This window comes from Winogradskyella thalassocola, assembly GCF_900099995.1.
Classification (GTDB): Bacteria; Bacteroidota; Bacteroidia; order Flavobacteriales; family Flavobacteriaceae; genus Winogradskyella; species Winogradskyella thalassocola.
In genome coordinates this window covers 757870-773700 of sequence record NZ_FNCZ01000001.1, presented here as the reverse complement: position 1 = coordinate 773700, position 15831 = coordinate 757870, and the positions used below count along the sequence as shown (strand labels likewise).

Below are 15831 nucleotides of genomic sequence, written 5' to 3'. Positions count from 1 at the left end.
AAAGAATAACTTAACTAACAGAATCAACTTATTATAATGAAAAAACTCTCTATTATAGCGGTTTTGCTTTTAGCATTTCAGTTGCAGATGCATGGGCAACAAGACCCTCAGTACACGCAGTACATGTATAATATGAATTTAGTTAATCCTGCCTATGCAGGCTCAAAAGAAAATCTTTCTTTTGGACTATTATACAGAAATCAATGGACTAAGATTGACGGTGGACCAGAAACAGGAACATTTTTCGGTCATGCACCTATTGGCAATAACCTTGGGTTAGGTCTGTCTCTTATTTCAGATCAAATTGGTCCTGTTAAGGAAACCAATGCTTATATCGACCTATCGTACACATTACAATTAGGTGGTGAACATCGATTAGCATTTGGTGTAAAAGCGGGAGCTACGTTTCATGATATAGGGTTAAACTCTGGTGTAAACGTGGTGGATAATACAGATCCATTTTTTGCACAAGACATTAATACTACAACACCTAATGTCGGAGCAGGTTTCTTTTATTACACTAATAAATATTATCTATCCTTATCTGTACCAAATTTATTATCATCAGTGCATTTAGACGCTGATGGTTATAAAATAGGATCTGAAACACAACACTATTTCTTAACTGGTGGTTACGTGTTCGATTTGTCACCAAATACGGAGTTGAAGCCATCATTTATGGTGAAGTCTGCATTTGATGCACCAACATCATTTGATGTTAATGTAAATGCAAGATTCTATAAGAAATTTGAAATTGGAGCGTCATATAGATTAGACGATTCTTTTTCTGGTTTAGTTAATTTTGCGTTATCACCATCTGTAAGGATTGGTTATGCGTATGATGCTATATCTTCAGATATTAAAGCGTATGCACCAGCATCTCACGAGATCATGCTATTGTTTGATCTTAATTTTTCGAAACGTGTTTCTCGTTCACCTAGATACTTTTAATCAGTTAAGCTAAATCAATTATGAAAAACTATAAAACATTATTATTAATTACATTGATGAGTAGCTTTTGCCTAACTGCTCAGAATAAAGACACTAAAAAAGCAGATAAACAATTCGCACAATACGAATTTGTTAAAGCTATAGAAAGCTACAATAAGCTCGTAGATAATGGTGAAGCTGATGCTTATGTTTACGCACAACTTGCAGAGAGTTACTATAACATTTTTAATACAGAAGCTGCTGAGCGTTGGTATGCTAAAGCACTAGAAACATCTGATAAGCCAGAAATGGTATATAAGTACTCACAAATGTTAAAAGCTAATGGAAAGTACGAAGCATCTAATGTGCAAATGGACAAATTTGCTTCATTGCGTCCTTCTGATCATCGTGCTGCTGCGTTTAGAAAAAATCCAGATTACCTTCCTAAAATTTTAGAACAAGGTAAAAAGTTTAATGTTCAGAATGCAGATTTTAACTCAGAGCAATCAGATTTTGGTGGTATTATCAACGATGGTAAATTATACATCACATCGGGTCGTAATGATAGCCGTAAAACTTACGGATGGAACGATCAACCATTTTTAGATATTTATACAATTACTAAGAACACAGATGACACGTACCAAGAAGCTGAGTTAGCTAATAACAAAATAAACACAAGATTCCACGAAGGTTTAGTATCGTTTTCTCCAGATGGTAAAACGATGTATTTCTCTAGAGAAAGTTATTACGAAAAAGATTTTCAAAAGGATTCTTTAAGCAGTACAAAATTTAGTCAACTTTATTTATTTAAAGCGACCAAATTAGGCAAGGACTGGGATACTGTAGAAGCATTAGCTATTAATAGCGAAAACTACTCAGTTAAAAACCCTGCAGTAAGTGCCGATGGTAAAACAATATACTTCGCTTCAAATATGCCAGGTGGTTTTGGTGACTTTGATATTTACAAAGCAGCAATAAACGATGATGGTACTGTTGGCGACCCAGAAAACTTAGGTCAAAAAGTAAATACTGAAGGCCAGGAAATGTTCCCATATATTAGTAGCAACAACACCCCTTACTTTTCTTCAAATGGCCATTTAGGACTTGGTGGATTAGATGTGTTTTATACTAAAGTAATTGATGGTAAGTTAGCGCCTGTGCGTAATGTAGGTATACCTATTAACAGTAATTCAGATGATTTTGCGTTTTCTATTGATGAAGAGAATGATGAAGGATTTGTATCTTCTAACAGAGCTGGTGGAAAAGGTAGCGACGATGTATATACCTTTAAGAAATTACAACCACTTTGTGATGTACTAATTAGTGCAACTGTAATAGATGATAAAACACGTGAACCTATTAGTGGTGCATCAGTTTCATTATTTGATGCAGACGGAAATAAAGTCGTTTCAAAAACAACTAATGACGAAGGTGTTGCTGAATTTATTGTAGAATGTGATGAAGATTCAGAACTTGAAGTTGTTATGGATGGCTTTGACAGCAAAAAAGTACAAGTAAAAGGTTCTAACGAAGAAGAAAACAATGTTCAAATTTCTTTAGATCCTATTGAGAAGTTAATTGCAGCTGAGACCATTGATTTAGCGCCAATTTTCTTTGAATTTGACCAGTCGAACATCACAGCTCAAGCTGCTTTTGAATTAGATAAATTGGTTCAAATTATGACGAAATATCCAAACTTGGTTATTACTGCGACATCTCATACCGATAACAGAGGTCCAGATGCTTATAATAAAGCACTTTCTGAGCGTAGAGCAAAAACTACAGTTCAGTACGTGATTTCTAAAGGTATCGACGAATCTCGTATTTCTGGAATGGGTAAAGGTGAAACTGAACCTAAAGTAGATTGTTCAGCGGGTTGTACTAAAGAACAACATGCAGAAAACAGACGATCAGAATTTATTATTGTTAGTGGAACATCTGCTACAGAATAAATCTTAGTCTACATAAAAATTATAAAGCCTATTCTTTAAAACGAATAGGCTTTTTTTACCATTTTTTATAAGGTTTTTTACTCAATTGTGAATTGTAATATTTGATATCACCTGTCACTTCTTTACCTAACCAATTTGGCTTTTCAAAGTTCTCTGATTCAGATCTTAATTCCACCTCTGCAATAACTAAACCTTCATTATCACCGTAAAACTCATCAACTTCAAAAATATGATCCTTAGATTTAACTTCGTATCGTGTTTTATCAATAATTCCTGGTTCACAAAGTGGTAATAAAGCTTCTACATCTGATTGAGAAATTTCTTTCTCCCACTCAAAACGCGATAAACCGTTCGCTGTAGATTTTCCTTTAACGGTTAAGTACCCTTTGTCATCTTTTAATCTCACTCTCACGGTTCGGGCTTTATTACTATTTAAAAAACCTTGTTTTATAGTGTAGGAAGTATACGCTTCTGTTTTAAAAGCATCAGAATTCACCAAAAATTTTCGTTCTATTTCAATCATCACAAGTCTTAATAATTACAATTTAAAAGGCATTTAATGTCTAAATTTACAGTATGATTCACGATTTACCAATAAGAAAGATAATTCATATAGATATGGATGCATTTTATGCCTCTGTAGCGCAAATGGATAATCCCGAACTTAAAGGTAAACCCATTGCTGTTGGGGGTGGTGGAACACGAGGTGTTGTAAGTGCTGCGAGTTATGAAGCACGAAAATTTGGAGTAAAAAGTGCTATGTCTGGCAGGTTAGCTATAAAGCTATGTCCAGAATTGATTTTTGTAAAAACAGATTTTGAACGTTATACTGAAATTTCGAAACGCATTCGTAAGATTTTTTTAGAGTATACTGATTTAGTAGAGCCTCTGTCTCTCGACGAAGCGTATTTAGACGTCACAGAAAACAAATTAGGGTTTCCTAGCGCATCATTAATCGCAGAAGAGATTAGACAGCGGATTTTCGACGAAGTAGGCTTAACGGCTTCCGCAGGTATCTCTATAAATAAATTTATTGCTAAAGTCGCTAGCGACTACAATAAACCCAACGGACAGAAAACCGTAAACCCAGAAGATGTCTTTCAATTTTTAGAAGATTTAGACATCAGAAAATTCTATGGTGTAGGTAAAGTTACTGCCGAAAAAATGTATCAAAAAGGTATTTTTACTGGTAAAGATTTAAAAGCAAAATCTTTAGAGTATTTAGATAAAAACTTTGGTAAATCTGGACGCTATTATTATGATGTTGTGCGAGGCATTCATTTCAGTGAGGTTAAACCCAACAGGATTAGAAAATCATTAGCCGCAGAGCGTACGTTTAACAAAAACCTATCCTCGGAAATTTTTATGTTAGAAAAATTAGAGCATATATCAGAAGAGGTCGCTAAACGACTTGCTAAAAGTAAAGTCTCGGGTAAAACCATCACTTTAAAAATAAAATATAGTGACTTTACTCTACAAACACGAAGTAAAACTTTACCCTATTATGTCAGTGATAAATCTATTATATTAGAAACCGCCAAAGATTTACTTTATCAAAACAAGTTGAATAATTCCGTTAGACTATTAGGCATCTCTTTATCTAATTTAAATACCGAAAAACCAAAGAAAACCAAACCGTCAGATCAAGAAAAAAAATCCGTTAGTGTTCAATTAAAATTTAGCTTTTAATTTTATGCAAGATGCTATGCCATAGGATTTGACCTTATACCATACATTATCAACGTAAAAAATGCAGTATCGTTTAACAACAATACTGCATTTCTTTTATCTTAATTATTAAGGGCTAGTCTCTAAAAACTACAACTTTCAATTTCAGAAACTCGTAACGTATTTACCATTCCTTTATCTTGTATTGGCATTGCTGCTAAACTAATTAGCATGTCACCAACTTCTAAATATCCTTTTTTACAAGCAATTGCATTTACATCTTCAATCGTTTCGTCTGTACTTACAAATTTATCATAGTAAAATGCTGTAACACCCCAAAGTAAACTAAGTTGTGTTAAGATCCGTCTGTTTGAAGTAAACACTAAAATATGAGCAGATGGTCTCCACGCAGAAATCTGAAAAGCTGTATAACCACTATTTGTTAATGTAGAAATCGCTTTTGCACTAATCTCATTTGCCATATTAGCCGCGTGATAACAAATTGCTTTAGTTATATAACGCTTCGTACGAATATGAGGAGGAGATTGTGGTACTTCAATAAGTGGTGAATCTTCTACACTACGTATAATATTTGCCATTTGACGAATAACTTGCACAGGATACTGTCCAACTGATGTTTCACCAGATAACATTACAGCATCTGCACCATCCATTACAGAATTGGCTACATCATTAACCTCAGCACGCGTTGGTGTTAAACTAGTAATCATAGTTTCCATCATCTGAGTTGCAATAATTACCGGAATTCTAGCACGTTTAGCTCTAAGCACTAATTGTTTTTGAATTAATGGTACTTCTTCAGCAGGAATTTCAACACCTAAATCACCACGAGCTACCATTAAACCATCACAATACGCAACAATTTTATCGATATTCTCAACAGCTTCAGGCTTTTCAATCTTAGCTATAATTGGAATTTTATGATCACTATGTTGAGAAATCAACTGTTCTAATTCCATTAAATCTTCTGCATGACGTACAAAGGATAAAGCGATCCAATCTACTTTTTGTCCAATCGCGAAAATAGCATCTTCAATATCTTTTTCTGTTAAAGCAGGTTGTGAGATATTAGTATTTGGAAGGTTAACTCCTTTCTTAGATTTTAAAGGTCCTCCTTGTATAACTCTTGCTTTTACTTCAGAAACTTGATCTGTAGAAACAACTTCAAAAATTAATTTTCCATCATCCAATAAAATACGTTCACCAGGTTTTGCATCTTGTGGAAACTTATCATACGTCATATAAACGCGTTCTTTAGTTCCTTCAAAACGTTCGCCAGTTGCAAAAATAATTTCGTCACCTTCGTTTACAATCACTTCACCTTTCATGGTTCCAACTCGTAATTTAGGGCCTTGAAGATCTCCTAAAATTGAAGCGTTATATCCATACTCTTCATTGAGTTCTCTAATCATTTTTATACGTTCTTCAACGTCTTTATAATCAGCGTGAGAGAAATTAATTCTAAAGACATTACAGCCTTCATCTAGCATTGCTTTTAATACTTCTTTAGTGCTCGTTGCAGGACCTAAGGTGGCTACTATTTTTGTTTTCTTGTTTATTGACATCAATTCAAAATATTAAATGGTCTTTCGACTTTATTTTTAACGGATCTACCGTATAACTCGTTATAATTTGCGGAATGGCTTTTAACTTATTTAAAATCAGATCTTCATCTACATTCTGTATCTCGTCAGAAATCTTAATGAAGTAATCTACTTTTTTATACTCGGAAATTAAATGAAATGTTTTAAGTACTTTTTCAGTATCGCCAAATAACGTTCCTGTACTACTCAAACTATCCTCTTCTTTTTTACATACGTTAGAAATTAAATTCCATAGCACATATTCCGTTTCATTATCCCATTCAAAAATACTGTATGAGGATTCTAAATATTTAAAGTCTATATCTGTATCCTTACGTTCTAACTTAAGCTCTAAATGCTTGTTGAGCAAATAAGCCAATCGATAATCTTCTAACCTACAATGAATCGCAATTAATTTAAAGGAGTCATCATAGAAATCATCTACTTGAAGTTTGTGTAAAGCCATACTATTATAACTTTGAACGGTAAATATAGTATATTAATCGCTTAAGTTTATTAAGATTATGCTAAGATTAGCTCTTAAAATTTACGAAAACGTTATAGTTGAATTGATTTAATTCTATTGAAAAATAAGTCTTAAGGAAGCTTCGTGATTTGATTTTGAAGCGCAAAAAACGCACGTTTCGATGCTTTCTCTTCTGCTTTTTTCTTAGATGTTGCTCTTGCTTTAGACACCACTTTATTATTTATGGTAAGTTTTACAGAAAAGTGCTTTAACTCATCCTTACCTGTGTCTTCATACACTTCGTAGTCAAAAGTGTTTTTCTCTTTTTGGCACCATTCTATTAGTAAGCTTTTATAACTAATAACTTTTCCTTCCAAAGACTCAATATCTACATGTGGATTAATGACACGCTTATAAATGAACTTTTCACAAAAGCTATAGCCTTTATCCAAATAGATTGCACCAACTATCGCTTCAAAAAGATTACCGTGAATATTATTTCCGAAATTAGACGTCGGAATTCTACTTTCTACAAGATTTATCAGCCCTAATTCTTCTCCTAATTTATTAAGATGTTCTCTGCTCACCACTTTAGAACGCATCTTGGTAAGATACCCTTCATCACCATGAGGCACTTTTTCGAATAAGTAAGCTGCAATTACGGATCCCAATATGGCATCACCAACAAATTCTAAACGCTCATAATTAATGGCGTTACCTTTATCGTCCTTTAAATTCATAGAACGATGCGTAAATGCAGTGATATAGAGCGATTTGGTTTTAGGTTTAAACCCAAGAATCTCTTTAATTTTTAAAAAAAAATTCCCGTCTTCTTGAGAACGGGAATTTAATATGTTACGAATGAAGCTCATTCAGGATTTAATCTAGTTTTTTAAATAATACACAAGCGTTGTGTCCGCCAAATCCAAATGTATTACTCATTGCGACTTTAATATCTCGTTTCTGAGCTTTATTAAGCGTTAAATTTAATTCAGGATCGATGTTTTCGTCAACCGTTTCATGGTTGATTGTTGGTGGTACAATACCATACTCCATAGCTAATATTGAGGCAATAGACTCAATAGCGCCAGCAGCACCTAACAAGTGACCTGTCATCGATTTTGTTGAATTAATATTAATGTTTTTAGCATGACTGCCAAATACTTCAGATATAGCTTTTAACTCGGCAACATCACCTAAAGGTGTTGAAGTTCCGTGCGTATTAATATGATCTACATCTTCAGGATTTAAACCAGCATTTTCTAAACAATTTTTCATTACCGCAACAACACCAATACCATCTGGATGTGGAGCTGTCATATGATATGCGTCTGAAGATAAACCACCACCTACAACTTCTGCGTAGATTTTAGCTCCTCTTGCTTTAGCATGCTCATACTCTTCTAAGATAATCGCACCAGCACCTTCACCTAATACAAAACCGTCGCGGTTAGCATCAAATGGTCTAGAAGCTGTTTGTGGATCATCGTTACGAGTACTCATAGCGTGCATAGCATTAAATCCACCCATACCAGCAATAGTAACTGCAGCTTCACTTCCTCCTGTAATAATCACGTCACAAGTCCCTAAACGAATTGTGTTTAAGGCATCGATCATTGAATTTGCAGAAGAAGCGCAAGCAGATACTGTGGTATAGTTAGGACCCATAAAACCATATTTTATAGATATGTTTCCTGGTGCTATATCAGCAATCATTTTCGGAATGAAGAAAGGGTTAAATCGAGGTGTTCCGTCACCAGCAGCAAAGTTTAACACTTCCTCTTGAAATGTTTCTAAACCACCAATACCAGCTCCCCAAATGACTCCAACTCTCAATTTGTTTACCGCGTCTAAATCTAGTTTCGAGTCTACAATTGCTTCATCAGAAGCCACCATTGCATACTGCGAAAATTTATCCATTCGCTTTGCTAATTTTCTATCAATAAAGTCAGTAACTTCAAAGTTTTTTATTTCACAAGCGAACTTCGTCTTGAACTTTTCAGGATCAAAATGTGTTACTGGAGCGGCCCCGCTTTTTCCACTGATAAGAGCTTCCCAATATTCATCTTTGGTATTTCCTATTGGCGTAAGTGCACCTAAACCCGTTACTACGACTCGCTTTAATTCCATAAAAATTGAGTTATTATTTTGCTGCTTCTATATAAGAAACCGCTTGACCAACTGTTGCTATGTTCTCAGCTTGATCGTCTGGTATTTGAATATCGAATTCTTTTTCGAATTCCATTATTAATTCTACAGTATCTAATGAATCCGCTCCTAAATCGTTTGTGAAGCTTGCTTCAGTTACAACTTCGTTTTCATCAACACCTAATTTATCTACGATAATCGCTTTTACTCGTGATGCAATGTCTGACATAATTTTTTAATTTTAAGTTTTAATTAGATGGCAAAAATAAAAAACTTTATTTGAATATTCATCTTTACCGTTAAAATGTGTTTGTAATTTAGTAAAAATAAAGATAAAGTATTTTGGATTTGCCTTAATTGTTAATTATTATTCTTTTTTTTGTTCGAATAATTTGAAGAAATATACCTGTAAATGAAACGTGTTGTAATTTTTGCGTCCGGAAGTGGCTCTAATGCTGAAAATTTAATTAAGTTTTTTCACAACAGCGATAATGCGTCTGTTATTCAAGTACTAACTAACAATCCTCATGCCAAAGTATTAGATCGCTGCAAAAAATTGAATGTTAGCGCCTTATCTTTTAATAGAATTGCCTTTTCTAAGTCTGAAGATGTCTTAAATATTTTAAAAGCATCGCAACCAGACCTTATTGTATTAGCAGGTTTTCTTTGGAAGTTTCCTGAATTCATATTAAAAGAATACAATAATAAGGTCATTAATATTCATCCCGCACTTTTACCTAAGTATGGAGGAAAAGGGATGTATGGTATGAATGTGCACCAAGCTGTTATTGACAATAAAGAAACTGAAACTGGGATTACTATTCATTATGTAAATGAAAATTATGACGAAGGAGCCATCATTTTTCAATCAAAATGTAGTGTTTCACCTACAGATTGTGCCGAAGATGTCGCAGGAAAGATTCATTTGTTGGAGATGGAGCATTTTCCAAAGGTGGTTGAGAAAATATTAAATAAATAGATGTCATGCTGAGCTAGACGAAGCATCTTTTCTAGATGCTTCATTTCATTAGAATGACACAAAGAGATTCCCGTTTTTACGTGAAGTGAACATGAGTAAAAAGAAAAAAAAATATTATACCGTTTGGCAAGGCCATAAAAAAGGAGTCTTTAATACTTGGAATGCCTGTAAAGCCCAAATTAAAGATTACCAAGGTGCACAATACAAATCGTTCCCTACACGTGATGAAGCCGAAAAAGCATTAGAAGGGAATTACTTTGACTATATAGGAAAGAACAAATCGTTTTCGAGTGGACTTTCCGAAGCTGAGCTCAAAAAAATAGGACAACCTAATTACAATTCCATATCAGTAGATGCTGCATCAAGCGGAAACCCCGGTGTTATGGAATATAGAGGAGTCGATACTAAGACAAAAAAACAATTATTCATTCAGGGCCCTTTTGAACAAGGCACTAATAATATTGGCGAATTCTTAGCTTTAGTTCATGGCTTAGCATTTCTAAAACAACATAATAGCGACCGCATAATGTATACGGATTCTAGAACGGCTATGAGTTGGGTACGTAAAAAAACGTGTAATTCTAAACTAAAACGTAGCGCCAAAAACAAACCGGTTTTCGACTTGGTCGATCGTGCTGTAGAATGGCTTAAGACTAATGAATATTCTACAACTATAGTAAAATGGGAAACTAAGGCTTGGGGAGAAATTCCTGCGGATTTCGGTAGGAAATAAATCTATTTTCCATTGCATTAATTGATGTTTCACAAGGAATATATTTTACGTAAATTTGCACTTTAAATCAAACTACTTTTATGAGTAAATTAGTAATTGTTGGCACTGTAGCCTTTGACGCCATTGAGACACCTTTTGGTAAAACCGATAAAATCTTAGGAGGTGCAGCAACCTATATAGGTTTATCAGCCTCAAATTTTAACGTAGATTCAGCAGCAGTTTCTGTTGTTGGTGGTGATTTTCCTCAGGAATATTTAGATCTTTTAAAAAATAGAAACGTTGATATTGAAGGTATAGAAATCGTAAAAGAAGGTAAAACCTTCTTTTGGAGTGGAAAATACCATAATGACATGAACTCTCGCGACACGTTAGTTACTGAGCTAAATGTATTAGAACACTTTAATCCGGTGGTACCAGAAAACTATAAAGATGCAGACGTTGTGATGTTGGGTAATTTACATCCCGCTGTACAACAAGGTGTTTTAGACCAGATGTCTAAAAAACCAAAATTAGCCATTTTAGACACCATGAATTTCTGGATGGACATTGCTTTAGATGATTTACTGTCTGTAATTAAAAATGTAGATGTTATTACTATTAACGACGAAGAAGCAAGACAATTATCTGGTGAATACTCTTTAGTAGTTGCTGCAAGAAAGATTCATGAAATGGGTCCAAAATATGTAGTAATTAAAAAAGGAGAACACGGAGCGTTATTGTTTCATAATGGCAATGTATTCTATGCTCCTGCCCTACCATTAGAAGAAGTATTTGATCCAACAGGTGCTGGCGATACCTTTGCTGGTGGTTTTGCTGGTTATTTAGCTAAAACGGGAGATTTCTCTTTTGAGAATATGAAAACAGCAGTCATCTACGGCTCAACTCTAGCCTCCTTCTGTGTCGAAAAATTTGGCACGGAACGCATGCAAAATCTAACCGATAAAGAAATTTATAAACGTCTAGACCAATTTAAGAGTCTGACTCAATTTGATATCGAATTAACATAAACTAACGCGCTCAGAAATTGAGCGCGTTTTTTATTTCAATATATAAAATAAATAGCGGAAAAAATTAATCATGAGTGATGCGTTAAAACATGAGTGTGGAATTGCACTTATTAGACTTTTAAAACCATTAGAATACTATAAAGAAAAGTATGGAAGTGCTTTTTATGGTGTTAATAAAATGTATTTAATGATGGAAAAACAGCACAACCGTGGACAAGACGGAGCTGGTTTTGCAAGTATTAAATTAGACGTAAAACCAGGCGAACGTTACATCAGTCGTGTACGATCTATTGCGCAACAACCGATACAGGATATTTTTGCTCAGATTAATGAACGTATTAACGATGAGCTCACCAAAAACCCAGAGTACCAAGATGATGTTGAATTGCAGAAAAAGCACATTCCGTACATAGGTGAAGTATTATTAGGCCATGTTAGATACGGTACATTTGGTAAAAATAGTGTAGAAAGTGTTCATCCGTTTTTAAGACAAAACAATTGGATGCACCGTAACCTTATTGTCGCTGGTAACTTTAACATGACTAATGTTAATGAACTTTTCGATAATCTTATTGAGATCGGTCAGCATCCAAAAGAAAAAGCAGACACCATTACTGTAATGGAAAAAATTGGTCATTTTTTAGATGATGCCGTTTCAAAAATTTATAAAGACCTTAAAAAAGAAGGTTATAATAAAAGTGAATGTTCACCTTTAATAGCAGAACGCTTAAAAGTAGGTAAAATATTAAAGCATGCTGCCAAAAATTGGGATGGTGGTTACGCTATGGCAGGTTTATTGGGTCATGGAGATTCTTTTGTATTAAGAGATCCATCTGGAATTAGACCGGCATACTATTATAAAGATGATGAGATTGTAGTGGTCGCATCAGAACGTCCTGTAATTCAAACCGTGTTTAATGTCCCTTTTGAATCAGTAAAGGAATTGGAACCAGGACACGCCATCATCACTAAAAAATCTGGAGAAACAAAAATTAAGAAAATATTAGAACCTTTAGAACGTAAAGCTTGTTCTTTTGAACGTGTTTATTTTTCTCGTGGGAGTGATGCTGAAATTTACCAAGAACGTAAAATGCTTGGTCGCTTATTAATGCCTAAAGTACTTGAAGCAATTAATAATGATACCCAAAATAGTGTATTTTCATATATCCCTAATACGGCAGAAACTTCATTTTATGGTATGATTGAAACCGTTGAAGATCATCTTAATAAAAAGAAAACAGAATCTATTCTAAATGGAGGTGGAAAATTATCTTCAGAAAAGGTAACGGAAATTCTATCGGAACGCCCAAGAATTGAAAAAATAGCCATTAAAGATGTGAAATTAAGAACCTTTATTACTGAAGATAGTAGTAGAGATGATTTGGTGGCACACGTCTATGATGTTACTTATGGTGTTATAAAGCCAACAGACAACTTAGTAATCATTGATGATAGTATTGTTAGAGGAACAACACTTAAAAAGAGTATCATTAAAATGATGGACCGATTAAATCCAAAGAAAATAGTTGTGGTTTCTTCTGCCCCTCAAATACGCTATATTGATTGTTATGGTATAGATATGGCCAACCTTGAAACACTTATTGCTTTTAAAGCTGCTTTAGAATTATTGAAAGATAATAACCAATATCATATTGTAGAAGAGATTTATAAGAAATGTGTAGCGCAAGTCCAAATGAAGGATAAGAATATTGTAAATTATGTAAAAGAGATCTATGATAATTTTACAGATGAACAAATTTCTGATAAGATTTCAGAATTATTAGGAGGTGAAGATATAAAAGCAGAAGTTAAAATTATTTTCCAACCAGTTGAAAACCTGCACAAAGCATGCCCTAAAAACTTAGGGGATTGGTACTTTACAGGAGATTACCCTACACCCGGAGGGAATAGAGTTGTAAATAGAGCTTTTATAAATTTTTACGAAGGCAATAATAGACGTGCGTACTAAATATTCGTTTAAAAGAGCCATTAACCCGAGAAAATGAGTGGTTTACCGGATTAAAATGTATTTCGTCGGATTATTGATTCTTTTTAACAAATTAAATATACATTGGTATCACCATAACATAAGTAGGTTAAGTTCATGGTAGATTTGGGGCAAAAAAAGGTGAACTTCGTTCACCTTTTTTTATGCACTTTATTGAAATAATACTATAAGACCTATAATTATATGTAATGTGTATTTATACAGTTATTATCTTATAAATATTGCACTTTCCACGCTTAGACTAATATATAGGTCGTTTATCCAAAAAATGCATTACTTACAATATTGTCCACTTATATTTGACTCACCATAACATAAGTAGGTTAAGTTTATGGTAGATTTGGGGCAAAAAGGATGAACAACTGTTCATCCTTTTTCATTTTCTGTTACTACGTAAATCGCAACTTATTGTTTTACATAATCCTTTTATTTACAGATAATTAATTGCTTTTACTAATAATTTTCACGACTAATCAGGTAACAGTTATTTTTAAATATTTACTTTTAAAGAGACACTAATTATCATAAAAATCATTTCGAATTTTATACAACAGTTCATTAACCACATTTAGGTTTGGTGTTTCAATAAGGTCAGAGTTAACGTAAATCATATCAAGTTCAGCTTTCATTTCTTCGGCTTTATTTACTAAATGATCATATTCAAATTCAGCATTCTTTATTGATAACAAATAATCTCTATCAGAGCGCCTAACATTAATTTCATTATGTAAACCAATTTCTTTGGCCATATGTAATAAACGAAATGTATGCATCATGTTTTTTGCATCGTAATTTTTACTGTGCGAAATATTACTTTTATATCGCTCTTCGTTTCTTTTCTCTACCCAATCCCAATATTCTTTATACTTTTTGCAATACGTTGAATAACCATCAATATTAAAATATAAAATGGCAATTGGTTTTTCTGATTTAGGAACAGAGCTTAAGCAAACTTCATTGGTATTTGTCCGAGCTATTCCATGATAATTTGAATCTTCATTATAGAATAAATTATAGCAATCCTTCATGTGAGAAAGTTTTACAAGTCCACAATGGTCAGAATTCAGTTTCTTACTAGTTATAAAATCTTTAAAAAGAACAGATTGTTTTTCATCTCTAACATAACAAAAGTCTTCGACAGATTTTCTTTCCTTTTCAACAGGATTTACAATTTTCTTGTTTAACCCTCTAGCTTTTTTAATTTGCGTAAATGCATAATTAGCAAACGTGTTTTTACAAAGTTTTGATAAAAAATCCTCTTTTTTGATTAAATCAAATATTGGATGTTTATAAAGTATACATTCTTCAGGAACATTCAACAACTCCATAATATTTGGGTTGTTTTTTGAAAGTAATTCCAAAAATTTATTTAACTCGTAATAAGCGATATCATTAGTTTCGTTATTTACTTGTCCTATATAATTCAAAGAATAGAATTGTTCTTTAGGTAAAATAAATACACCTCTTATATCAGTATCAGAAGTGGCAGAATCTAAGCCATACGCTCTACTGCCACTGATACTTTCAAAGATTATTGATCCTGATTTTTTTAAGTTTTCAATTGTCATTTTATTGTTTTTAAGAAGAATGCATTAAACTCTTCAGGATTAGATTTCTTATTTACTAATTCATTTTTTATGCTGTTATTTTCTGAAACAATATCTCTAACTAATTTAATTAAAGTGTCACTAACGGGTTCTGTACTCATCTCAATATCTTTGCTTTTTAAATGAATTAAATTATTTAAAATAGCGTGATATTTTTCATCAATAATTAGATACAATTCAGTAAATAATACTGGAGGAACAGTTCCTTTTTTATAAATCCAATTAGCACACAAAGCAGTTCTTATTGCATAGAAGAAGCTTTTAAGAGTCATTTCATCTGTCTCTAGAGTTTCTTCAAAACCCTTGCTCATACTATGGTAATGATAAAACCCTGAAACAGGATTAAAGTTGTTTTCAGCTAAAGTTTTTATTTCGGTTAGAAAATTTTCATTTGCACGATATACAATAGGTGAAAATAACCATCCTAAGAAAGAAGCGTTAGATTTTGATAAGAGCTTTAATGCTTTTTTCAGTTCCCAACCCGAACCATCTAAATCATCTTCTGTCATAAATTCAATAGTATCTTTTTGTTCCCAAAGGTTTAAATACCATTCTTTCTTATGTTTATAAACAAAACGTATATCATAATCAGAATCTGGCGACTCAAAACCCCAAGCTCTACTTCCAGATTCTACAGCAAATAGGATTTCTATGTTATTATCTTTCTCTATTTCTGATAGTTTTTTGAGTATTTTAGATTTCATGTTATAAATATAAATTATCTAG

The 15831-nt window shown here is 33.2% G+C and carries 15 protein-coding genes; 7 read left to right on the top strand and 8 right to left on the bottom strand.

What is annotated here, in order from left to right:
- Positions 1–36: 36 nt before the first annotated feature.
- Together BLT80_RS03250 and BLT80_RS03245 are read left to right on the top strand one after the other, a co-directional pair.
- Positions 37–951 carry a PorP/SprF family type IX secretion system membrane protein gene (locus BLT80_RS03250; protein ID WP_092466142.1) on the top strand — a complete coding sequence of 305 codons (915 nt, stop codon included), beginning with the start codon at positions 37–39 and terminating at the stop codon, positions 949–951.
- A 20-nt stretch (positions 952–971) separates the two neighbouring features.
- The gene (locus BLT80_RS03245; RefSeq protein ID WP_092466141.1) at positions 972–2885 is read left to right on the top strand and encodes an OmpA family protein; all 1914 of its coding nucleotides are present in this window, start codon (positions 972–974) and stop codon (positions 2883–2885) included.
- Between the two features lie 55 nt (positions 2886–2940).
- Here BLT80_RS03245 and BLT80_RS03240 read toward each other — a convergent pair whose 3' ends face one another.
- Positions 2941–3408, bottom strand: a complete 468-nt coding sequence (locus BLT80_RS03240) for a CYTH domain-containing protein (RefSeq protein WP_092466140.1) — start codon at positions 3406–3408, stop codon at positions 2941–2943.
- Positions 3409–3461: 53 nt separating this feature from the next.
- Between BLT80_RS03240 and dinB the strand changes: the two genes are divergently transcribed.
- Entirely contained in the window at positions 3462–4574 is a 1113-nt protein-coding gene (dinB, locus tag BLT80_RS03235) for a DNA polymerase IV (RefSeq protein ID WP_092466139.1), read from the top strand.
- Between the two features lie 122 nt (positions 4575–4696).
- Here dinB and pyk read toward each other — a convergent pair whose 3' ends face one another.
- The 5 genes from pyk to BLT80_RS03210 form a co-directional block, all read right to left on the bottom strand.
- Positions 4697–6139, bottom strand: coding sequence for a pyruvate kinase (pyk, locus tag BLT80_RS03230; protein ID WP_092466138.1), 1443 nt, complete (start codon positions 6137–6139; stop codon positions 4697–4699).
- A gap of 4 nt (positions 6140–6143) precedes the next feature.
- Entirely contained in the window at positions 6144–6623 is a 480-nt protein-coding gene (locus BLT80_RS03225; RefSeq protein ID WP_092466137.1) for an IPExxxVDY family protein, read from the bottom strand.
- 131 nt (positions 6624–6754) lie between these two features.
- A complete protein-coding gene (gene rnc / locus BLT80_RS03220; RefSeq protein WP_092466136.1) occupies positions 6755–7495 on the bottom strand; it encodes a ribonuclease III in 741 nt (246 codons plus the stop codon).
- A 7-nt stretch (positions 7496–7502) separates the two neighbouring features.
- The gene (gene fabF / locus BLT80_RS03215; protein WP_092466135.1) at positions 7503–8753 is read right to left on the bottom strand and encodes a beta-ketoacyl-ACP synthase II; all 1251 of its coding nucleotides are present in this window, start codon (positions 8751–8753) and stop codon (positions 7503–7505) included.
- A 13-nt stretch (positions 8754–8766) separates the two neighbouring features.
- Positions 8767–9000 (bottom strand): acyl carrier protein, encoded by a 234-nt coding sequence (locus tag BLT80_RS03210; protein WP_013869581.1) that lies wholly within the window; start codon positions 8998–9000, stop codon positions 8767–8769.
- A 183-nt stretch (positions 9001–9183) separates the two neighbouring features.
- On the opposite strand from BLT80_RS03210, the gene purN reads away from it, so the two are divergent.
- The 4 genes from purN to BLT80_RS03190 all read left to right on the top strand — a co-directional run bounded on the left by purN (position 9184) and on the right by BLT80_RS03190 (position 13459).
- On the top strand, positions 9184–9750 hold the full coding sequence (gene purN, locus BLT80_RS03205; RefSeq protein WP_092466134.1) for a phosphoribosylglycinamide formyltransferase: 567 nt from the start codon (positions 9184–9186) through the stop codon (positions 9748–9750).
- A gap of 91 nt (positions 9751–9841) precedes the next feature.
- Positions 9842–10483, top strand: coding sequence for a ribonuclease H1 domain-containing protein (locus BLT80_RS03200; RefSeq protein WP_092466133.1), 642 nt, complete (start codon positions 9842–9844; stop codon positions 10481–10483).
- 80 nt (positions 10484–10563) lie between these two features.
- Positions 10564–11490: a PfkB family carbohydrate kinase gene (locus tag BLT80_RS03195; RefSeq protein ID WP_092466132.1), complete on the top strand. Its 927-nt coding sequence runs from the start codon at positions 10564–10566 to the stop codon at positions 11488–11490.
- 70 nt (positions 11491–11560) lie between these two features.
- Positions 11561–13459: an amidophosphoribosyltransferase gene (locus BLT80_RS03190; RefSeq protein WP_092466131.1), complete on the top strand. Its 1899-nt coding sequence runs from the start codon at positions 11561–11563 to the stop codon at positions 13457–13459.
- Between the two features lie 554 nt (positions 13460–14013).
- Here BLT80_RS03190 and BLT80_RS03185 read toward each other — a convergent pair.
- On the bottom strand, positions 14014–15066 hold the full coding sequence (locus BLT80_RS03185) for a nucleotidyltransferase domain-containing protein (RefSeq protein WP_092466130.1): 1053 nt from the start codon (positions 15064–15066) through the stop codon (positions 14014–14016).
- The gene (locus BLT80_RS03180; protein WP_092466129.1) at positions 15063–15809 is read right to left on the bottom strand and encodes a nucleotidyltransferase domain-containing protein; all 747 of its coding nucleotides are present in this window, start codon (positions 15807–15809) and stop codon (positions 15063–15065) included. Before BLT80_RS03180 ends, BLT80_RS03185 begins: the two co-directional genes overlap by 4 nt.
- Between the last annotated feature and the right edge of the window lie 22 nt (positions 15810–15831).